The sequence below is a fragment of the Aquirufa esocilacus genome (genome assembly GCF_042715595.1).
Classification (GTDB): Bacteria; Bacteroidota; Bacteroidia; order Cytophagales; family Spirosomataceae; genus Aquirufa; species Aquirufa esocilacus.
This window is the reverse complement of record NZ_JBBKXX010000001.1, coordinates 223153-245429: the sequence shown is the minus strand read 5'-3', so window position 1 is coordinate 245429 and position 22277 is coordinate 223153. Positions and strand designations below refer to the sequence as shown.

Below are 22277 nucleotides of genomic sequence, written 5' to 3'. Positions count from 1 at the left end.
CCCTATTCATGCGATTTCAAGACATTCCAGGTCTGAATAAAACCAAGAAAACATTGTCGCTTGCGGTGCAAAATCAACACATCGCCCATGCACAATTATTTGTTGGCCCATCAGGAGGAGCTCAGCTCGCAATGGCGCATGCTTTTGTTACCTACTTATTCTGCAAGAATCGAACAGAAACTGATTCCTGTGGTGTTTGCCCCAGTTGCCAGAAATTGCAGCGTGGTGTTCATCCAGATTTAGTCTATGTCTTCCCGACCGTTATCACGAAGAAGATAAAGGATGCGGAATCAGATGCATTTTTGCCTGATTGGCGAAAATTTATACAAGAATCCTATTTCAGAACCTTGCCCGAATGGCTGGGGTATATGGGGGCAGAGGGGAATCGCCAAGGAAACATTCCGGTGGAAGAAACCCGAAAATTGATACAAAAAATCAGCCTAAAACCGTTTGAAGCCCCCTTTAAGGTCGTGATGCTTTGGAATCCAGAGACACTAAACGCTGCCGCAGGAAATGCGTTATTAAAGACCTTAGAAGAGCCACCTAGTTCCACTTTATTCATTCTTGTTTGTGCGGAACCAGACAAATTATTGACTACCATCCTTTCCAGAACCCAGCGGGTGAGTGTAGGAGCGGTAGAGGTGGAAGATTTAGCCGATTATTTAGTCCAAAAAGCGGACATAGATGCCGAAAAAGCGCACCAAATCGCCGTGAATTGTGAGGGAAATATCTCTGAAGCTTTGGAGAAATCAAACTCCGACAATCTTAGCACGACCACTTGGTTTGCCGAGTGGATGCGGGCCATTTATGCGCGAAATTTAACCAAATTAGTTCAATTAGCGGACCAATTCGACGGTTTAGCTAAAGAAAACCAGAAAGGCATTTTAAGTTACAGCCTCCATATTTTCAGACAATGTTTGTACCAAATTTCGGATGCGAGCAACTTAATTAAATCGCTCGAAAAGGAAAAGGCCTTTGTAGATAACTTCTCGAAGACCTTAAGTACCGATAAGATCGCGGCGATGACGGAGAAAATATCCGAAGTCCACTACCATTTAGAGCGCAATGCTCGAGCCAAAATGGTACACCTGGACTTATCACTGCATTTATTACGCGTTTTCCACACGAAAAACTCCTAATATGAAAACGATACGCATTGGTACTCGAAATTCGGCTTTGGCACTTTGGCAAGCACACCACGTGGGTGCCTTACTAGCCACGCAAGGATTAGACTATGAAATCGTATCGATCACCACGAAAGGAGACCAAATTTTAGATCGTTCACTCTCTAAAATCGGTTCAAAAGGAGTTTTTACAGAAGAATTAGAAGCCATGTTGTGTACGGGCGAAATCGACATTGCACAGCATTCAGCGAAAGATTTACCATCACATCTGCCCGCAGAATTGGAGTTAATCGCTTTCACGGAGCGAGAGGCGGCGCAGGATGTTGTTTTAAGCCTAGATCCGGCGAAGACACTCGCATCAAGTGAACCTTTGCGCATCGGAACCTCTTCTACACGTAGACGCGCTTTCTTGAGTCATTTCTACCCACAGCATATGGCAGTAGAAATGCGGGGGAATCTGCAGACACGGTTAGAGAAATTAAAAAACGGTGATTGCGATGCAATGCTGCTAGCTTTTGCTGGCGTCCACCGGATGGAAATGGAATCCTATATCACACAACACCTAAGTTTGGATCAATTTGTCCCGGCGGTAGGTCAAGGATCGGTAGCGATTCAATGTGCAATTTCTTTAGACTCAAGCATTAAAGCTATTGTTCGTAAGGCTTGCAATCATCCTGTTACGGAGGCTGCCTTGTTAGCTGAAAGACATTTATTAGCCCATTTAGAGGGTGGTTGTAGCGTTCCTGTATATGGACATGCGCATTTCAGTGGGGATAAATTAACGCTACAAGCAGGAGTTTTAAGTCTGGATGGGGTTGAAAATATTGTCCATTCCGCTCAAGGAACGGATTCAGCCTTACTAGGCAAAGAAGTCGCCATGGAGCTCATTCATCTGGGCGCACATCAATTATTACGAAAAATCAGACAGCAATTAGGGTCATGAAAAAACGCATATTAATCACCGGGTCCAATGGATTGTTAGGCCAAAAACTAGTCGAACTGCTACGCCAACAACCTAGTGTCGATTTAATCGCCACCGCCCGTGGAGCAAATCGTTTACCCATAACCGATGGCTATACTTATGCATCCCTTGATATTACAGTTCAAGAAGAGGTGAATACAATTTTCGACCAATACAAGCCCGAGTTAGTGATTCACACCGCTGCAATGACCAATGTAGATACCTGTGAGATAGATCGTGAAGGTTGTGATTTATTAAACGTGGATGCGGTGGCATTTATCATTCAGGCCTGCGAAAAATACAATAGTTATTTATGCCATCTATCGACTGACTTTATTTTTGATGGAGCATCTGGTCCTTATACCGAAGAGGGTGTAGCAAATCCCATCTCCTATTACGGCGAAAGCAAGTTAAAAGCAGAGCAATTATTGTTTGAATCAACCATTCGCTGGAGCATTGCACGCACCGTTTTAGTGTATGGCATTGTGCCGGATATGAGCCGATCAAATATTGTGCTTTGGGTAAAAAAATCCCTGGAAGACGGCAAAACGATCCAAGTTGTTACGGATCAGTTCCGCACTCCTACGTTAGCAGAAGATTTAGCGATGGGTTGCTGGTTACTTTCAAAAGACGAAGTGGAAGGTATTTTCAACATCTCCGGATCAGATTTCTTAACTCCTTATGAGATGGCAGTCATGACAGCAGATTATTATGGATTAGACAAATCCTTACTGCAAAAAGCTGATTCATCTACGTTCCAACAAACAGCCAAAAGACCAGCTCGCACAGGTTTTGTACTCGATAAAGCAAAAAAAGTCCTAGGTTATGCACCTAGAACTTTTCAAGAGGGTATCGCCATTATGGCGCAGCAAGTAGCTGATTTAGTCTAACGCTTCCGGATCTTCCATCATTTCATCCGCCATCGGATTAACCACCGGCAGATCCAAAAGAACAGGTGCTTCCTTTATCTTTCCAAAATCTTTATTTTCGTCCAATAAGGTAGTCCAAAGTAAGTCTTTTAATTCTTGAATTCCCTCCTGTGTCACCGATGAAATCAATAATACGGGAATATCTTTGGGCAAGCTTTCGCGCATTTCCTCTTCCATTTCAGGAATCGAAAGATCCATTTTAGAGACCACAATCACCCGGCGTTTTCCTAATAATTCCGGATTGTATTTCTCTAATTCGCCCGTTAAAATTCGGTATTCCTCTCCCCAGTTTTCAGCATCCGATGGAATCAAAAAGCATAAAATAGAGTTTCGCTCAATATGGCGTAAGAATCTCAATCCCAAACCTTTACCCTCAGAAGCTCCCTCGATTATACCTGGGATATCTGCTACCACAAACGACTTTTCATCCCGGTATTCGACAACCCCTAATTGAGGCACTAACGTGGTGAAAGGATAGTCCGCAATTTCAGGAGTAGCAGCAGAAAGAACCGATAAAAGTGTTGACTTTCCCGCATTCGGGAAACCCACTAAACCTACATCAGCTAACACTTTCAATTCCATCACCACCCATACATCTAGTCCAGCTTCACCCGGTTGCGCGTGGCGAGGAGATTGATTCGTGGATGACTTAAAATTGTGATTTCCAAGACCACCTCGGCCCCCTGGAAGAACTAATATCTTTTGGCCTTCTTCGGTTACTTCCGCGATAAACTCATTCGTTTCCGCATTTTTCACGATGGTTCCTAAAGGAACTTGAATGAATACATCTTCTCCTTCTGAACCGGAACGACGTCCGCCTTCGCCACCATTTCCACTATCAGCAATAATATGCTTCTGGTATTTCAAGTGAATCAATGTCCAAAGTTGCGTACTTCCAACTAGGTATATATGACCTCCACGACCGCCATCGCCACCATCTGGACCACCTTTAGGCACGTGTTTTTCCCTCCGAAAGTGGGATGAACCGCTTCCTCCTCGGCCGGAACGTAAATTGATTTTGACGTAGTCAATAAAGTTAGATGTCATTCTATTTTGTTAATTATGCTTCGATAATAGCGATGATTTGAGAGAAAATCTCCTCAATTTCGCCAATACCATTAATTCCTGAGAATTTATTTTGAGCAGCGTAATATCCAGCTACTGGAGCTGTTTTTTCGCCGTATTCTTGCACGCGTTTGCGAATTAATTCTTCGTTTTGATCATCTGGACGGCCTGAAGTCTTACCACGTTCTAATAAACGCTGTGTTAATTCCTCTTCGCTCACCTCTAATGCAATCATGTGATTAATCGCTAATTGATGACCTGCTAATAAGTTGTCCAAAGCTTGAGCCTGCGCCTCCGTTCTAGGAAAACCATCAAAAATAAAACCCGCCGCCTCTTTATTCTCGTTCAATTTATTCTCGATCATTCCGATCACTACTGCATCCGGCACCAAGATACCTTGATCCATCAATTTCTTTGCTTCCAAGCCTAAAGTAGTACCAGCAGAAATCTCTGCACGCAATAAATCACCTGTTGACAAATGGATTAAACCGTATTTCGCAATTAATTTTGCGGACTGAGTGCCTTTGCCTGCCCCTGGAGGCCCAAATAAAACAAGATTAAGCATATAAATGTGGGTTAATTATTTCGAACCACAAAGGTAATCAAATCAGAGGCAAAAGCAGGGATTTTCTGCTATATTTGGCATAAAAAAAAGAGAGATGCTTTCAACAAAATTCGAAGAGATAATTCAGAAAAGACGTTCCAATAGACGCTATGACCCCACGGTAAAAGTGGATGATGCCGTCATCGAACGAAGCTTACAACGTTCCATTTTATCCCCTAATAGTAGCAATATGCAACTTTGGGAGTTTTATTGGATCAAAAGTGAAGAAGAAAAGAAAGCATTTCACCAGCTTTGCCTAGGACAATCTGCGGCAAAAGATACCGCCCATATGGTCGTATTTGTAACTCGTCAGGACCTTTGGAAACAAAGAGCGGCTTGGAACTTGAAATTAGTGCAAGATTCCATCGAAGGCGAACCCAGCAAGATGCAAAAAAGAGGCCTAGAATACTACGGCAAGCTTATTCCATTATTATACCGCAACGATATCTTTGGCATTTCTACGTTCATTCGCTGGAACATCTGTTTCTGGATGGGATTGAAAAAACCGATGATGCGTTTTGGTGGTAAGGCTGATCAACGCGTGATGGTCCACAAATCATGTGCCCTGGCAGCACAAACCTTTATGTTATCAATTGCGGCAGAGGGCTTCGAATCTTGCCCCATGGAAGGATTTGACGCACAGCGAGTGAAGAAACACTTAAATCTACCTGCTGGAGCAGAAATCAACATGGTCATTTCGGTGGGTAAAGGAACGGAAGAGGGAGTATGGGGACCCCGTTTTAGAGTTCCTTATGAAGAAGTGGTACACGTACGCTAATTGCAATCTACGTCTACAATAATTTGAACGCCTTTGAAAGCTGGCTTCGTGCTGAGGGTATCTAACTCCTCCCGAAGCTGCTTTTTGAAGGCGGCTAACGCCACGCCTTTCTCTAGTTTAATCAGAATTTCCATCGCATATTGATTCCGAATGCGTTCGATCAAGGGTTTCTCTGGACCTAATACGCGACCATTCCCGAATTTGGCTTTTAACAATTGCCCCAAATCTTTCGCCGCCGATTCTACATTGCGTGCTTCGTAATGGCGCATCACCAGCTTAATCAAACGTGTAAATGGAGGATAATGGTAGCCCTCTCGCTCGATCATTTCGTCTGCATACAATTGTTCGTAATTTCCCTCCTGAATATACGTAAACAAGCGATGTGTAGGTTGATTCGTCTGAATGTACACCTGACCCTGTACTTCACGGCGGCCGGCACGACCGGCCACTTGAGTAATCAGCTGAAAGCCTCTTTCATGGGCTCTAAAGTCCGGAAAATTGATAATCTTATCTGCATCAAAAATAGCCACCAAAGAGAGCCCATCGAAATCAAGGCCTTTGGCTACCATTTGGGTTCCTACCAAAATATCCACCTGCCCTTTCTGAATCTCCGTAATTAAGCTCGTAAAGGCGGTCTTAGAACGCGTCGTATCTAAGTCCATACGGGCTACACGTGCATCTGGAAGATGCAATTGCAATTCTTCCTCGAGTTTCTCCGTGCCATATCCCATCGTTTTTAATTGAGCTGAACCGCAAGCCCCACAACGATGCAATAGAGATTCGTGGTGGCCACAGTAGTGACAACGCAATTCTTGTTCCCTAGCGTGATAAGTTAAAGACACATCACATTGGTGACAAGTCGCAATCCAATCACAGTCTTGGCATTGGAGATAAGGGGAATAGCCACGGCGGTTTTGAAACAATAAACTTTGCTTCCCTTGCTTCAAATTATCTGCCAACACTTCAATCAAATCCACCGAAAATCCGCCTTTCATCTGCTTCATCCGATTCGCATATTTCGTATCGATTAAATGCATCGCCGGTAATTGAGCTGCTCCAAAACGTTCTTTTAAGACCACGAGGCCATACTTATCTTGTTTGGCCTGATAATACGTCTCCATCGATGGCGTCGCAGAACCTAGCAAAACTTTTGCTTTCTGCTGATGAGCTAAGACAATCGCCACGTCCCGCGCGTGGTAGCGTGGTGCCGGATCTGCTTGTTTAAAGGAAGTTTCGTGCTCTTCATCTATAATAATCAATCCCAAATTCTTGAATGGTAGAAAAACGGAGGAACGCACGCCCACCACAAAAGGATATTTCCCCTCCACGATGGATTTCCAAACCTCCACCCGCTCGTTATCCGAGAATTTCGAATGATAAATCCCTACCTGCTCCCCAAAAATCCGCTTTAAACGAACCACAATCTGTGTCGTCAAGGCAATCTCTGGCAGTAAATACAGGACCTGATCTCCATTCGCTAAAGCTTCCTGAATCAGCTTAATATAAATCTCTGTCTTCCCTGAACCCGTAATTCCATGTAATAAAACGACATCCTTTTCCTGGAATTGACTTAAAATTGAATGATAAGCCTTTTCCTGTGGGGCATTCAAGGTAAAGGTAGAGGGTACAAAATTTTCATCTGCTTCATCAAAACGTGAAACGACGATATCAAAAATCTCAAAAACCTCGTTCTTCACTAAAGTTTGCAGGGAACTTTCTGATAATCCAACTTGGCTAAAACTATTTTTTGCGAGACCTTTTTGGTTCGTTTCTGGGCTTCTTAGTACCGGAATGTATTGCAGATAATGCAAGAGAATGGCCAGTTGCTTTGGCTTCTCCTCCAGCGATTGAATTAAATCAGTCAGGACTAATTTGTCCTCAAAAGCAGTTACCAAACGCACCTTGCGCTGCACTTTAGGGGTGTAGCGGTCTTTTAGCTCATCAAAAATAATCACCGCATCTTTTCCTACTAAGGCCTTAATGAGGTGATAGGGACTTTTGACTTCCGCAAATTTGGCTAACTCATCATAAGTCAAAGCACCTTTATCTCGGATTTCTACATAGAGGGCTAATTCTTTATCCGTCAACGTTTCAGGGCTCGAAAATTCAGGATTCGCTTGCACCTTAGATTGACTCGAAATCTTCAAACCAGCCGGTAAAGCGACCTGAAATACCTCCCCAGGATAACACATATAATAGTCAGCCACCCACTGAAAAAGGGCGATTTGAGAAGACGTAACCAGGGGAGAATCGTCTAAAATCTCCAATAAATATTTCGCTTGGTATTGCTTCGGCGGGTTATGATGAACCGAGACAATAACACCCGTCAAGACTTTCTTCGTCCCAAAAGGCACCACCACCCGCAATCCAGACTGAACAAATTCCGCCCATTCCCGAGGTACCCGGTAGGTAAAATACCGAGGAATGGGCAGCGGAAGCAAGGCATCCACAAAAACCGTTTTCTCCTCCCCTATTTCCATCGCAAGGTTTGAATCAGGTGAATAGCATCTTCTTTTAAATACCGAATAACCGGAGCCAATGAATCATTTTTCATTGCCGTATTTAGATACACTGCCCCCCGCAAGAAATGCGTCGTACTATCCGTCACAAAAAACTGAAAAGGGGTAGCCACCTCACCCTCTAATTCGATCACAGTCGCTTTGCGGCCATCACGTGTCGTCAAAATCGCATCCTCAATCCGATTTGCTTTCATTTGGTGTTTAGAGGCTAAGATGTAGGAATCTCGGATCATCTTATCCAACTTCTTGCGATCGCCGCCTACTGATTTATAAGTCAACTGGATAAAAGCATCCCAACGAGGATAATAGATATACATCCAATGGGGTTCCGCTAAAGCAAAGGTGTCCTTTTTAACATTGGCTTGCTTAGACACATCAAAACTGAACGGGTGGCCATTTTCAAGAGCCATGTATTGATGAGACGGAATAGCTATCAAAGGGAATCCCTTGGGACGCGGCAAGGAGGATTTATCTTCCACTGAAGCAGTCCCACAAGAAAACAAGGTCAAGATACAACCTAGGAGAAAAAGACGCATATTCGCTTATTTTAAACCGTAATACGCTAAGATAGGATTTTGTATGGATTCAAACACTTTTTCCCTCAAAACTGGTAAATCTTCCATCGTCAAACCCTTCGTTTCAAAGGGCGGATGAATTTCCACCTGCAATAAACCTGGACGCATCATCAGTGTATCCTCGTCCATGATTTGATGGTTGTTATGAAAGCTCATGGGAACAATAGGCACCTGTTGTTGAATAGCCATAATAAAGGCTCCATCTTTCAGTGGATTTGCCATATAGGGGAAATTCTTAGAGATAATACCGCCCTCAGGAAAGATAACAATACTTCGTCCAGCTTGCAGTGCTCGAATGGAGCGGTTTAATGAACTCGCGCGACTATTCTTATCACTTCTATCCACTAAGATATTTAAACGAGCATAGAGATAGCCAAAAAGCGGAATTTTCTTCATTGCATTCTTCCCAACGAAAGAAAAATAATGGCGAATAATCACCACGACGAGCGCAATGTCCACATAGGAGAAGTGATTTGCACAGAACACATAGTTCTGCATAGGATCTGGCTTAAAGTGATGAGTCACTTTGACCCGAATTCCTGCAAAAAGAAAAAAGAGTTGCCCCCACAGCCCGACAAGCCGATGAGCAACTCTTTTCCATGATCGTCTTTGAAGACAAATAAAGATCAATGGGTATAATAACAAGAAGATCAATACGAATACTAATCCTGCCCAGAAAGTGTATAGCCCTTTTAAAAGTGATGAAAGCAAAGAACTTTTGTTTTTCATAATCTAAACGAGCGCCCTAAATCTAGGATTTACTCAACTACACCTAATTGAACTGTATTTGTTTTCTTGTCTTGATTCGCTGGAACAGATAATGTCGTCACGAAGATATCTCCTTTAGACAACAAGTTATCTTGCTTCAATTTGTCTACCATCGCAGCTACTGTTTTCTCTGCGTTACCCGTACCTGGATCGTAGAAGAACACTCGCGCTCCCCACAATAGGCCCATCGTAGACATCAATTCCTTATTCGATGTAAACACGAATAAATCTGCCTTAGGACGGTGAGCTGATAAACGGAACGCTGTATAACCTGAATTCGTGATACATAAGATCGCTTTTGCTTTCGAGTCACGTGCTAAACGACATGCACCTGCAATTAAACGATCTTGCAAAGCTACATTTTCAGAAGTCGATGCACTTAACGAGTGATTCTTAAAGTAAATCGCCGCTTCGTTACCTTGTACGATTTCAATTTCATTTTGTTGTTGCTCCACCACTTCGTGAATGTGAGCCATTGTTTCAACCGCTTTCACGGGATAAGCACCAGAAGCTGATTCTCCACTCAACATGGTCGCTGAAGCACCTTGCAATACCGCATTCGCTACGTCAGACGTTTCCGCACGCGTAGGAACAGGATTAGTGATCATCGACTCTAACATCTGTGTAGCTACGATAACAGGCTTACCTGCCGCCGTACACTTCTCTACCATTACTTTTTGTAAGTAAGGCACGACTGCGCCGTCCATTTCTACACCTAGATCACCTCGAGCCACCATAATGGCGTCAGTTGCTGCGATAATCTCATCTAAATTATCAATCGCTTCTGGCTTTTCAATTTTCGCGATTACACGCGTATTCTTACCATAAGCTTTAATCTTCTCTTTAATATCCCAAATATCACTCGCCTTACGAACGAAAGATAACGCTACCCAATCCACTCCGTGATCAAGGCCAAAATACAAATCAGCCTCATCTTTAGGGGTCAAACAAGGTAAAGATACCTTAGTACCTGGAAGGTTAATTCCTTTTTTAGATTTCAAAATACCACCGTAGATCACCTCTGTCACTACTTCTTTCTTCACTTTATCAACCGAAAGTACTTTTACTTCTAAGTTACCATCATCCATTAAGATTCGCTCACCTGGGTTCACATCTAAGTACATCGATGTATACGTAGTACCTACTTTTTCAGATGTTCCTAACAGATTTTCATCCATGGCAAAGATTAACTGTTGGCCGGCTACTAAAGGCACGCCATTATTCTCCACTAATTGTGTACGAATTTTAGGACCTTGTAAATCTTGTAAAACCGTTAAGTTCAAACCCATTTCTTCTGAGATAGAACGAATCGTTTTTAAACGCTCTAAATGATCCTCATGTGTTCCATGGGAAAAGTTTAAGCGGAAAACGTTTACGCCTGCCTGAGCTAATTGGATTAATGCTTCTCTTGATTCTGATGTGGGACCTACTGTGGCTACAATTTTTGTCTTGCGTTGATACGACATAATATGGATTAGATTCTATTAACATTGCAAGTTACATCTATTACACAAAAAAAACCACCAAAAGGTGGTTTAAATTGTATTAAAATAAGATTTTGAGGATTAATTCTCCCACATTTCTGCTTCTTTATCCTGCAGCTGTTGCTCTAATTTTTGTGATTTCTTTAAGGCCTCTTTTTCATTAGGGAATTGATCAAAAATATCTTTATTCGCCGCATTTCCTTTCTTGATAATGCGAGCACTGAAAAAGCGTAAATCAAAAGCATCAGCCATGTTTCTGTGTTGCATTTCATTTGTAGAATTAAACCAAATACAGTTCGGGTTATTCTTAAAGAACTTATATACGTCTTTAAAACGGAATGAAGCAACAGCATCTTCTAAACCCGCATCCGAAGCAGAAGCTGGAATTTTTAGCGTGATCGCTTGAATATCGAAATACAAACGAGAGCGTTTACGATCAATGATCGCATCTTCTTTAATTTCAAGAATGGACAATTGCTTAGGGATGTAATAATCTACTCCTGCAACGATAGGCCCTTTATCGAAATCATCCACCACTTTTTTCTCTGCAGTAGAGCTAGCTGCTTTCTTCGTACCCCAACCATCATCAACCCCATCAGCAGCACCTGTAGTCGCAGCTGGCTTAGCTTCTCCACCAAAACCTGCTGCAATTTCCTCTGCTGTTAAACCGCCGTTTTCTAACTTTCCTTTGATTTTTAAGCGATCAATAAATTGATCTAAGGTTAACTTAGTATTTAAAGAGTCGTTTGTATAGGGAGTCAAAAGACCAGCCTTAACACCCTCAATTAAAAATTTAGAAATTTGATTGTTCTCGGCAAAAAATGGCTGATTAATTTTCTCGTTCAAATCCATTCGACGCCAAATTTGGGCACGGTATTGAACATCCGCCTCATCAATCGGATGGGCAGAATTAGGATTAGGATTAGAGGATGCTTCTTGAGCAAAAATGCTCATAGAAATCAAACAGAATCCAGCCAATAAAATATGCTTCAACTTCATATAAATACGATTAATTCAATGGAATGACTTTGACGAATGAAAATGGTATCGTTTCAATACTTCCTTTGAAATTCTTACGTTGTACTCCTTTCACTTCAATCCGATAGCGGTCACCCGTTTGTGCTTGACTTGCTAAGGAAGAAATAGATCCTCCTCCTGGCAGGGTAACTGAGGCTACCCGCTTCGTGCCACGTGCAAGCGCCACTTCTATTTCAGATACGCGGTAGTTTGCGTCGTCTGGATTAGTTGCTGCAAACGACTCATCTGCGATAGCTTTTGCATTCACAAAACGTAATCCAGCAGCATTTTCACCACTTTTATCATTCAACTCAGATCCTCCGCTTCCTACAATTCGAATCTCAGGTCTTGGGACACGACGAACTCTGAATGTCTCTTTACCCAATAAGGTTCCCCCATTATTAATATTTAATGTTACCGTAGAGGAGGTAGGAACAATCGTCACTTTGCCTTTATTAGTTCCTGCAATTGTCTCTCCGCCCTCTGCTGTAAAACTTGGATTCCAAAGCGCACCTAATCCAGCACTCGCCACACTTAAACGGTTCGCACAACCTAAGTAAAGTGCAGGTAAAGTACCTGTCTCAATATTATAAGTGGGCTTTAATACAAAATATTCTTTGGTGATTGTTTCCGTTTTAGGTCCCGTAGGGCTCATGTAAGAAACCGACGCTGTGTAGGTCTTTTTTGCCAAACCGTTTGCATCAAACCCGCCTCCGGAAGTTTTAAATTTAATTTGTCCACGTCCATCCACAACCTGTACAGAAGAACCATTCAGACTCATACGCGGTGTAAATCCACTAGAGGTCGCTGCAATGAACACCTCCGCTTGGTACTCCATACCCGCCACTACCGTATTGGCATTGGCAGAAACTTGAGCAAAGACTTTATCAAACTTAATTTCCTTAGCTCCCACTTTAGCCGCTAATTGATTTAACACTTCCGCTTCATACCGACGAATCTCTGATTGCTTTTGAGATAAAGTAGCCAAAGCTGCTGCCACTGGCGTATGCTCAAAATTAAATTCAGCGAAATCCTTATTCGCTTGATTCGGATCTTTTTGCGCAGATGGAATATCTTTTGCCTCTAAAGCTAATGAGGGGAATTTAGTTCCTGGATCAGCTGATGCAGTTAGCTCCTTTATATATTTATCAAACAAGGGAATCAACTTATAAGCTTCCCCTTGTTTAGTTCCACCTACCATTATTTCGTAGATCTTTTCCTCTTCTTTCGGGTTTTTGATATTACCAGTTTCGGGATCAATACCACCAGCCGCTTCTAATACCTGGCCTTTCAAATTTTCGATGTGACCTACCAAAGCATCAGTAATACGACGCACTTCATTCGCTTTTTTCAATACATCGGCATAAGCTGCTGGATTCGGGAGATCTTTAATTCGCTCCTCGATACCTTGCACCATACCTTTACTTTTGCTCAAGGATGATTGATTCGCCATTTCCAAGCTACTATTCAATAAGGCAAACTTCTGCAATAAGGCATCACTAACCTGCAACGCGAGCAAGGCAGTTAACACCAAATACATCATCCCGATCATTTTCTGCCGGGGGGTCTCTTTTAAACTTGCCATAATTAGCCTTTCATAGCTGTTAACATACTACCATATACTTGATTCAAAGACTGAATGTTTGCGTTTAATTTCGCTAATTCTGCCTTAAATAATTCTGCATCTTTTTGAGTCGCAGCAATGTGCTCTACGCTGCTATTCACGTTACCATAGAAACCGTTGATCGCTTTCATGTGCTTGCTAGCTTCTTGAATTTCCGCTTCGTATACTGCGTTTAATTTTTCCAAAGACTCTCCAGCTTTCGCGTAATTTTGCGTGTATTTAGCCGCTTCAGATGAAGATGCTGAAATAGTCGCTAATGATTGTGACGCCTCAGAAACGGACTTGTTTAATCCACCTAAAGACTCTGCAGATGAATTTAATGATTTAACGAAATCTTGCGTAGCTCCTGTAGCTTTAGAAATCTCAGATAAACTGTTGGCTGTATCCGTTAACGATTTCAAACTTTTGGTTAAATGAGCTACTGCCTCAGCATCTAAACCTGGAACATCACCCGTGTGACGTGCCGCCGCAGGACGAGGAGCCTCTCCAGCTAATTCAGGATATACCTTTTCCCAGTCGTAATGCTTTTCTTCTTTAGACTTCATGTAAAGAACACCAAACAAAATAAAGATAGCGGCCTCTGTAAACATACCTACCATCAACATTTCGTTCGCACCTGACCAGTGCAAGATTTTAAATAAAGCGCCCACAATTACAATAGCGGCACCAAAACTGGCAATTACATTAATCGACTTTTCCATTTTGTTAATTCTTAATAATAGATTTTCGTTTTTCTTATCTCGATGTAGGGCGCCCTAAGTAACGCATCACACATCTGAATCCTACATAGGACCTTTTGTTTTTCTCATATTCAAAGGTACGTGTACCCGTTTCTAGATAGTAACCCATATCTTTCCAAGATCCTCCACGAACTACCTTACGTGGATTACTCGCATCACGGTTAATAGAGTTCAAATCCCAAGTGACAGCAGAGGCATTTTCCTCGAAAGCATCTTCACACCATTCAGCCACATTACCAGCCATATTATAGAGGCCATAGTCGTTTGGACTGTAGGCATTTGCTGGAGCAGTATACTCATAACCATCCGCATCATAATTACCGCGGTGCGGTTTGAAATTCGCTAATAAACAACCTTTCGCATTAGCTAAATAAGGATTCCCCCAAGGGTATTTAGCCGAAGCACGTCCACCGCGAGCCGCCCACTCCCACTCTGATTCGGTAGGTAAAGTAAAACGAGGAAGATTAGCCAAACCTTGTGATTTACGGTAGGTATTCATCAATTTAGAACGCCAATCGCAGAAATACTTCGCTGCAGACCAATTAACACCCACTACCGGGTACATATCAAAAGCTGGGCTTGAAAAATAGTTTTCTGTCATAGGATCGCCATACGTAAAATCACGTGTTTGGTACCCTGGCATTTTCAAATCTTCTGCCCAGCGAGTGGTGTCTGGATAGTAGTCTGCCATAATTTTTGTTTCTCCCAACGTAGACAAAGAGTCCTTAAGAAGCGTTTCAACAAATTGACGGTATTCGTAATTTGTTATTTCCGTATCATCCATGAAAAAGGCTGACACAGTAACACGGCGCGGAAAATTGATGGCTGCACGAGAGGGATCTTCATCACCTTGTCCCATTAAATAACTGCCCGATGGAACTAATACCATTCCAAAAGGAGTGGGTTGAGACCAACCCTTGCGATTGACTGCAACGATTTCTCCGTTAAAAACGCCCGGATCCTCCGTTGCTGGCTTGAAAAACAAGCCTTTTAAGCCTTTAGATTTTGTAGTTGAGTTGGCCGATTTACTCGAACTCAATGTTTTACCTCCTGTACTACTTTTAGACCCGCAACTCTGAATCGCTACGGCAATAACAAGTAAAGAAAATAACCAGACTAACTTTTTATTCAGATTATGAAAATTCATACACCTATTTAAATTTCTGTTTGCTCTAAACGTTAAGGCAAATACTATATTGCCTCTAATCAAAAATAAACTCGTCACAGAATTTACAAATTCCCCAAATTTAAAGGAATATTCTAACAAAAGAATAGCTTTCAACATAATTTTCCATGATCCCGCTATAAAATTCGGAACCTGGGAGTACGTATAGGAGCTGGCTTTTGTTTACTTGTTCTTTCTGGAATTCGGAATCTCAAAAACACTTCATGCGATAAGGGCTTCTTGTTCAATGAATTAGAAGTTGTAATATCAATTGCATAGCCTATATCCAATTTGTTTTGGAGAATAGAAACTCCCAACAAACCCATCGCTGCATCGCCATTCCGATAAGCTGCTCCCGCATAAATAAGTTTATTATAAAAGACCCGGGCGCCTCCCTCTGGGACGAATTGACCACTATAATAGCGAACTAAACCATAAGGCAGTACGTCAAAATAATCACTCAAAGGTATTTCCCCACTTCCATGAAGTGCCAATGCCCGTTCTAATGGCATAGAAGCAGTCGCACCATTAAAATCAAAGGCTGGGGCCGTTAAATGATCTGCCGTAATTCCTACTTGCCAATTTTCTCTTGAATAAACGACACCCAGCCCAAAGTCTGGTTGTGTTTGACTAACAGGAGAACCTGAAACTAAGTTAGCCACTGGATCATTCGGATCTCTGACCCGAAAGGCACGACCATCAAAGGCTTTCGTTTGCAATCCTACTGATAATCCAAAGGACCACAAACCCTCAGGTCTGCTCAAATGATACGATCCCTGAAATTGAATTAATTGCTGTGAAACACCTGAGGGAGTTTTGTCTGCGTAAAATTGCACGCCAAGTCCTGCTTGTTTGGCAATACTAAATGAACCAGAAACCCAGGTGGTACCAAGCGTCCCAGATCCGTCATTAGAAGTAGTATAGCCTGTCCATTGGTCTCTGAACTGAAGAGCAACGTAATTATTTGACTTCCAGCCTGAATAGGCTGGGTTTACAATGTTTGAATTAGCTGAAAAGATGCTGAATTGTGGACCCTGCTGGGCAATAACTTCAGAGTTCGTTAACAGCATGATTACCCCTATTAGAAGAGAGAAGTATAGCTTATTAAGTTGACTCTGAATAAATGCCATTCGTTGGATGAAAATTGCTTGGCTAAAAATAATAAAAAAGCCTCAACGAATGAGGCTTTTTTATTATTTATTTACTTGCTTAATGTAATGTTCAAGTGCACCGGTCATCGACGGCGCATTGGGCATAGGCGCTTGAATATCTACGATTAAACCTGCATCGACCACCGCTTGTGCCGTAGTAGGACCAAAAGCGGCTAGACGCGTGTTATTTTGTTTAAAATCAGGGAAATTATGGAATAAAGAGGTGATTCCTGATGGGCTAAAAAACGCAATCACATCATAGAATACATTCTCTAAATCTGATAAATCTGCCGAAACTGTTTCGTACATCACCGCTTCCGTAATTTGAAAGTCGTTTGTACCCATGTAATCTGGAAGATCTTTTTGACGCTTATTTGAACAAGGGAACAAGAATTTTTCTCCCTTGTGTTTCTTAATTATCTCCAATAAATCTAGAGCAGTGCGCGTACCTGTAAATACCTTGCGTTTACGGATAACGATATATTTCTGCAAATAATTCGCAGTTTGCTCCGTAATACAGAAGTACTTCATATCCGTAGGAACTTCCTGCTTAGCCTCTTTGCACATACGGAAGAAATGATCAATCGCATGGCGGCTAGTAAAAATAATAGCCGTGTGCTGAAGAAGTTCAATTTTTTGCTTTCTAAAGTCTTTATAAGCAATCCCTTGCACTTCGATGAAGGGTCTAAAATCAACCTTTACATTGTATTTTTTTTCAATCTCGAAATAAGGGGATTTAGCATCTGCAGGTGCAGATTGAGTAACTAAAATACTCTTTACTTTCTTTAAACGACTCGTTTCTTCGGTTGCAGTTTTACTCATAATCAAACAATTTGGACCAGAAAAATACTAGTCTTAAAAATCAGAGTGCAAATATACGACATTTTTTCTCAGAAAATTATCCCGCCCTAGATGTAGGTAGGAAAAATTAATTCCCTGATACCAAACAAGATAATCTGTCCTTCGATAATGACCAAGTAGATGAAAAGGAACAAACGCGGAAAGGAAAAACTCCTTTGAAAGGACTGAAAAAAATAGAAAAAACGGAAAATGAAATAAAAGTCAACTAGATATAAGAAATAGGTAAAATCAATCGATGTGGCAGGCCCACTATAGACTGAATACAAACAAAGGATAGCAAACAAAGCGGTAAAAAACTGCAAATTAGTTTGTAATGATTTAAAATAGTGCACGTTAGCCAACCCCTTTAATTTAAAGAGATCCGTAAATAAATAATAGACAAAGAACCGGGAAATAAATAGGATAAAGGACAACCCTAATTTGGAAAAAATAAACAGGAAACTAGGCCAAATTGTCACAAAATTATCTGCATTACTAAAGAACTCTTCTTTTTGTGCCGTCTTAAAGCCGATCAAATAAGCCAAACAGGAGGTTATTAAGCTCAAGGTAAACAGCACCAGCAAATTAGGTAAAGCAAAGGGACGCCTCATCCAAACCTCATCTTTCACCTCCCAGCGAATCCAATCTGAATACCGATAAAACGAGGCGAAAACTCGAGGGTAGGCCGCAAATAATAACCCCAAACAGGTCATAATAACGAGTAGACTCAATAAAAAGAAGTTAGAAAAGGGAGCACCGTACCTCGTTTGAAGAGAAAAGAAATCCGCTTTTTCTGTTACAACTACCTTTTCATCCCGCTCCAAAGAGAAATCCCCAGGCAATCCCTCTAAATTTTCTGCGTAAACAGTAAAAATGACTTTGTTCTGTAAGCTATCTAGAGGCAAACGATAGGTCTCCCCTTTCTTCAAAGCCTTAAACAAGGTTCCTTGCAGAAAAAGGTGGTAATTTTCTTTCGGATATATGGCTAGATAAGCTTTGGGGAAATCTTGTGGATGCAATTCCAAGGACTTCGAATGGTAATTATAATGTTTCGAAGAGACATAGGGCAAGAAACTTTTCCAAGCCTCTTGGTAAACTAACCAATCACGCTCAAAAGTATACACTTTCTTCCAGGCAGCCTGGCTGCTACCTGAAAGGAGTAATAAAGCCCATAAAAAAAATCTGCTCATCGTTTTCCGAGATGGAATCAAATGAGCAGATTTTAAAAAGAAAGGAATCATTCCTTGAAATTAATTCAAATTATTTCGCAGCTAATGCTTTGATCATCGTCTCGCCAATATCCGCTGGAGAGTAAACCACGTGGATTCCACACTCTTGCATGATCTTCATCTTCGCTTCTGCTGTATCATCAGCACCACCGATGATCGCACCTGCGTGACCCATACGACGTCCTTTAGGAGCTGTTTGGCCAGCAATAAAACCAACGACTGGCTTGCGGTTACCATCTGCTTTAATCCAACGAGCCGCTTCCGCTTCCATACCGCCACCGATCTCACCAATCATCACGATACCTTCTGTTTCTGGGTCGTTCATTAATAATTCAACTGCTTCTTTCGTTGTTGTCCCAATGATAGGGTCACCACCGATACCGATCGCTGTTGTTTGGCCTAAACCTGCTTTGGTTAATTGATCTACTGCTTCGTACGTTAACGTTCCTGATTTAGAAACGATACCTACACGACCTTTTTGGAAGATAAAGCCTGGCATGATACCTACTTTACATTCGTCAGCCGTCATAACGCCTGGGCAGTTAGGTCCGATTAAACGAGTCTCGAAGTTCGAGATATATTCTTTCGCCACAATCATATCTTTCGTAGGGATACCCTCCGTAATACAAATAATGACTTTAATTCCTGCATCCGCAGCTTCCATGATCGCATCCGCAGCAAATGCTGGTGGAACGAAAATGATGGATGTATCAGCTCCTGTAGAAGCAACTGCATCTGCTACTGTATTAAAAATAGGGTGATCTAAGTGCTTAGCGCCACCTTTTCCGGGTGTAACACCACCTACCACTTGGGTTCCGTAAGCGATCATTTGCTCCGCGTGGAAAGATCCTTCAGTTCCGGTGAAACCTTGAACAATAATTTTTGAATTCTTATTTACTAAAACACTCATTTCGTAGGGGTTATAATAACGTAGGCGAAAAATTTTTCCAAAGGTACAAAATATTGATAAAAATTATCAAAATCCTGATTGATAGACGAAATAAAAATGCGAACAATTTTTTTTGCGTAAATTCGAACTTTGATGCCTTTCCTATGTTGAAGCACCTTCATATCCAAAACTACTCGTTGATCGAACAGCTCGACCTGCATTTGACAGGTGGATTGACGGTGATTACCGGGGAAACAGGTGCTGGAAAATCCATCTTATTAGGTGCCATTTCCTTATTATTAGGCCAAAGAGCGGACAGCAAAAGCCTCTTCGATGCCACCAAAAAATGCATCATCGAAGGCCAATTTTCGCTAGAAAGCTTCCCGCATTTACAAACCGTTTTTGAAGAAGAAGAAATCGATTTCGAGGAACCTTGCTTGATCCGCCGAGAAATCAATCCACAAGGCAAGTCCCGCAGTTTCGTCAATGATACGCCTGTTACACTCGAAACCTTAAAGCGAATCGGCAATGAATTAGTCGATATTCACTCTCAGCAAGATACGTGGTGGATGTCCCATCCGGATTTTACGCTGGATATGGTGGACGCTTATGCGCAGAATGAGGGATTGAGAAAATCGTACATTTCTGCCTATTCCACCTGGTCATCCAGTGTTTCCGCCTTGCGTGCCTTAGAACAAGAATCCACAAAAGGAACCCAAGAATTAGATTTCATTCAATTTCAATTTGATGAATTGAGTAAGGCGCAGCTAAAAGAGGGCGAATATGAAGTCTTAGACACGGCCGTCCAAAAATTGCAAAACGCGGAACAAATTCAGGAGAAACTGGCTGTTTTAGCTCAGGCACTTAGCGTCTCAGAAGTTTCAGCGCTACATCAGAGTAGAATTGCTTTGCAACAAGCTACCGCATTGAGCAAATGGGGTTCCACTTTTGCGGACTGGAAAACACGTATTGAATCCATCTGGATCGAATTAAAAGATTTAGGAGCTGAAGTCGAAGGCGAGGCGGAAGATTTCGTTTACGATCCGGTAGAATTAGAACAAAAACAAAAACGATTAGACTTGCTCAATCGTTTACTGCAAAAATACCAAGCGTCCACGATTACCGAATTAATCGAATTAGTCGAATCACTCGATTGGCGATTATCTCAATTTTCATCAATGGACACGCTGATAGCAGACGCACGCGCGCGAGTGGATGCTGATTTTATAGTCGCCACTTCAGCAGCCGATGCCTTATCCTCGTCTCGCTCTACCGTTTTAGACGCGATATCCGAGGCCCTTGTCGTTTCCTTGCAGTCCTTAGGCATTCCGAATGCGAATTTGGCTTGGGAAATGACTACTAAAGAATTAGCTGCGAACGGCTCAGACAAAATCCAACTACTCTTCTCTGCAAACAAAGGCTTAGCCCCTAAACCATTCAAGCAAATTGCTTCAGGAGGCGAGATGAGTCGCTTAATGCTGTCAATTAAGCATTTGTTAGCGAAGAAAAGAGCCTTACCTACACTAATTTTGGACGAAATCGATACCGGTGTTTCCGGAGAAATCGCCATCAAAATGGGACAAATGCTCAGTCAAATGAGTCAAGGACACCAAATCATCGCCATCACCCATCTTCCCCAAATCGCAGCGGCGGGATCCAAACACTGGTTTGTCTACAAGGATCACGCGGGATCGAAAACTGTTTCTAACCTTCGCGAGTTAAGAGATGAGGAACGCGTTGAAGAAATCGCCAAAATGATCGGTGGCCAACAAGGCTACCGTGATTTACTTGATAATGTTCGAAATTTAATCCAATCACACGAATGAAAAAGTATATCGCGCTCAGCCTTTTATTGCTAGGCTGTTCACAAGCTGAAGAAAAACTCAGCGAAGAATTACAAGCAAAAGTCCTCGGCTTGCATGATGTTTTAATGCCTAAGACGGAACAAATCGTTTCTCTTAAATCTCAACTAGATAGCTTATCTACTGGTGTTGACTCCGTTCAAGTCAATCAATTGATAGGGGCATTAGACAAAGCAGACCATTCCATGGCGGACTGGATGCACCAATTTTCCATTGATAGCTTAGGAAAAATGGATGTGAAGAAAAAAGTAATTTACCTCCAAAGTCAATACCAACAATTAACAGATCTTCAAAAACTGACAGATTCTACCCTCGATGCAGCTCAAAAATACCGTCCTTAGTTTACTGCTTTCCATCATCCTATTCTCTTGTTCTCAAGAGAAAAAATTACCCTTTTTAGGTCCTAAAACGGTGAATGTAAAAGGCGATACGCTGTATCACCAAATCCCATCCTTTCGTTTTTTGAATCAGGACTCTGTTTGGGTAACCGAAAAAGACGTAGCAGGCAAAGTATATGTGGCGGATTTCTTTTTCACCACCTGCCCGACGATTTGCCCTAAAATGAAAACGCAAATGTTGCGGATTTATGAGCGTTACAAAGAGCGTGACGAGGTTCGCATCATTTCACACAGCATTGACCCTGATTTCGACAACACCTCCGTACTAAAGGATTATGCGACTCGCTTACAGGTGCAAGCACCTAAATGGAATTTATTAACGGGCGATAAAGCGGCCACTTATAAACTAGGCCAAAAAAGTTATATGGTTTCTGCGCAAGAAGACCCGAACGAAGCAGGCGGGTTCGTACACAGTGGCGCCTTTATTTTAGTAGACAAAAACAGACATGTTCGAGGCATTTATGATGGCACTGTGGAAACGGAGGTTAATCACTTGCTGGAAGACATGGAAGTGCTTTTAAAAGAGCAGTAGAAAGTAATGGTGAATGGTAAATG

21 protein-coding genes are annotated in these 22277 nt (G+C 42.0%); 7 read left to right on the top strand and 14 right to left on the bottom strand.

Annotated elements, in window-relative coordinates:
* Positions 1-8 precede the first annotated feature (8 nt).
* Genes SKC37_RS01050 through SKC37_RS01040 form a run of 3 tightly spaced genes read left to right on the top strand, consistent with a single transcriptional unit; the run spans position 9 to position 2975 of the window.
* Complete coding sequence (locus tag SKC37_RS01050; RefSeq protein WP_377979690.1) at positions 9-1139, top strand: DNA polymerase III subunit; 1131 nt, start codon at positions 9-11, stop codon at positions 1137-1139.
* Between the two features lies 1 nt (position 1140).
* Positions 1141-2067: a hydroxymethylbilane synthase gene (gene hemC, locus SKC37_RS01045; protein WP_377979689.1), complete on the top strand. Its 927-nt coding sequence runs from the start codon at positions 1141-1143 to the stop codon at positions 2065-2067.
* Positions 2064-2975, top strand: a complete 912-nt coding sequence (locus tag SKC37_RS01040) for an SDR family oxidoreductase (RefSeq protein WP_377979688.1) — start codon at positions 2064-2066, stop codon at positions 2973-2975. Before hemC ends, SKC37_RS01040 begins: the two co-directional genes overlap by 4 nt.
* Here SKC37_RS01040 and obgE read toward each other — a convergent pair.
* A complete protein-coding gene (gene obgE / locus SKC37_RS01035; RefSeq protein ID WP_377979687.1) occupies positions 2967-4061 on the bottom strand; it encodes a GTPase ObgE in 1095 nt (364 codons plus the stop codon). The two genes, SKC37_RS01040 and obgE, sit on opposite strands and share 9 nt — an antisense overlap.
* Before the next feature lie 13 nt (positions 4062-4074).
* Positions 4075-4644 (bottom strand): adenylate kinase, encoded by a 570-nt coding sequence (locus SKC37_RS01030; protein ID WP_130896053.1) that lies wholly within the window; start codon positions 4642-4644, stop codon positions 4075-4077.
* Positions 4645-4738: 94 nt separating this feature from the next.
* On the opposite strand from SKC37_RS01030, the gene SKC37_RS01025 reads away from it, so the two are divergent.
* Complete coding sequence (locus SKC37_RS01025; RefSeq protein WP_377979686.1) at positions 4739-5461, top strand: nitroreductase family protein; 723 nt, start codon at positions 4739-4741, stop codon at positions 5459-5461.
* Here the strand turns inward: SKC37_RS01025 and priA are convergent.
* The 12 genes from priA to sucD all read right to left on the bottom strand — a co-directional run bounded on the left by priA (position 5458) and on the right by sucD (position 19483).
* On the bottom strand, positions 5458-7941 hold the full coding sequence (gene priA / locus SKC37_RS01020; RefSeq protein ID WP_377979685.1) for a replication restart helicase PriA: 2484 nt from the start codon (positions 7939-7941) through the stop codon (positions 5458-5460). The genes SKC37_RS01025 and priA overlap by 4 nt on opposite strands.
* Positions 7932-8516: a gliding motility lipoprotein GldD gene (gldD, locus tag SKC37_RS01015; protein ID WP_377979684.1), complete on the bottom strand. Its 585-nt coding sequence runs from the start codon at positions 8514-8516 to the stop codon at positions 7932-7934. Before gldD ends, priA begins: the two co-directional genes overlap by 10 nt.
* 6 nt (positions 8517-8522) lie before the next feature.
* A complete protein-coding gene (locus tag SKC37_RS01010; protein WP_377979683.1) occupies positions 8523-9284 on the bottom strand; it encodes a lysophospholipid acyltransferase family protein in 762 nt (253 codons plus the stop codon).
* Between the two features lie 29 nt (positions 9285-9313).
* Positions 9314-10789 (bottom strand): pyruvate kinase, encoded by a 1476-nt coding sequence (gene pyk, locus SKC37_RS01005; protein ID WP_377979682.1) that lies wholly within the window; start codon positions 10787-10789, stop codon positions 9314-9316.
* Positions 10790-10888: 99 nt separating this feature from the next.
* Complete coding sequence (locus SKC37_RS01000; protein WP_377979681.1) at positions 10889-11806, bottom strand: gliding motility protein GldN; 918 nt, start codon at positions 11804-11806, stop codon at positions 10889-10891.
* A gap of 10 nt (positions 11807-11816) precedes the next feature.
* On the bottom strand, positions 11817-13409 hold the full coding sequence (porM, locus tag SKC37_RS00995) for a type IX secretion system motor protein PorM/GldM (protein ID WP_377979680.1): 1593 nt from the start codon (positions 13407-13409) through the stop codon (positions 11817-11819).
* Positions 13410-13411: 2 nt separating this feature from the next.
* A complete protein-coding gene (gene porL / locus SKC37_RS00990) occupies positions 13412-14149 on the bottom strand; it encodes a type IX secretion system motor protein PorL/GldL (protein WP_377979679.1) in 738 nt (245 codons plus the stop codon).
* 34 nt (positions 14150-14183) lie between these two features.
* Entirely contained in the window at positions 14184-15335 is a 1152-nt protein-coding gene (porK, locus tag SKC37_RS00985; protein WP_377979678.1) for a T9SS ring complex lipoprotein PorK/GldK, read from the bottom strand.
* A gap of 155 nt (positions 15336-15490) precedes the next feature.
* Positions 15491-16483 carry a PorP/SprF family type IX secretion system membrane protein gene (locus tag SKC37_RS00980; RefSeq protein WP_377979677.1) on the bottom strand — a complete coding sequence of 331 codons (993 nt, stop codon included), beginning with the start codon at positions 16481-16483 and terminating at the stop codon, positions 15491-15493.
* Between the two features lie 63 nt (positions 16484-16546).
* Positions 16547-17326 carry a uroporphyrinogen-III synthase gene (locus tag SKC37_RS00975; RefSeq protein WP_377979676.1) on the bottom strand — a complete coding sequence of 260 codons (780 nt, stop codon included), beginning with the start codon at positions 17324-17326 and terminating at the stop codon, positions 16547-16549.
* Between the two features lie 86 nt (positions 17327-17412).
* On the bottom strand, positions 17413-18534 hold the full coding sequence (locus SKC37_RS00970; protein WP_377979675.1) for a DUF4271 domain-containing protein: 1122 nt from the start codon (positions 18532-18534) through the stop codon (positions 17413-17415).
* Positions 18535-18604: 70 nt separating this feature from the next.
* Positions 18605-19483, bottom strand: a complete 879-nt coding sequence (gene sucD / locus SKC37_RS00965; protein ID WP_377979674.1) for a succinate--CoA ligase subunit alpha — start codon at positions 19481-19483, stop codon at positions 18605-18607.
* A 143-nt stretch (positions 19484-19626) separates the two neighbouring features.
* Here sucD and recN point away from each other — a divergent pair, with 143 nt between their 5' ends.
* The 3 genes from recN to SKC37_RS00950 are packed head-to-tail and all read left to right on the top strand — an operon-like array spanning position 19627 to position 22254.
* Entirely contained in the window at positions 19627-21288 is a 1662-nt protein-coding gene (gene recN / locus SKC37_RS00960; protein ID WP_377979673.1) for a DNA repair protein RecN, read from the top strand.
* On the top strand, positions 21285-21665 hold the full coding sequence (locus SKC37_RS00955; protein ID WP_377979672.1) for a hypothetical protein: 381 nt from the start codon (positions 21285-21287) through the stop codon (positions 21663-21665). The genes recN and SKC37_RS00955 overlap by 4 nt, the downstream gene beginning before the upstream one ends.
* Positions 21640-22254, top strand: coding sequence for an SCO family protein (locus tag SKC37_RS00950; RefSeq protein WP_377979671.1), 615 nt, complete (start codon positions 21640-21642; stop codon positions 22252-22254). Before SKC37_RS00955 ends, SKC37_RS00950 begins: the two co-directional genes overlap by 26 nt.
* The last annotated feature ends 23 nt before the right edge of the window (positions 22255-22277 follow it).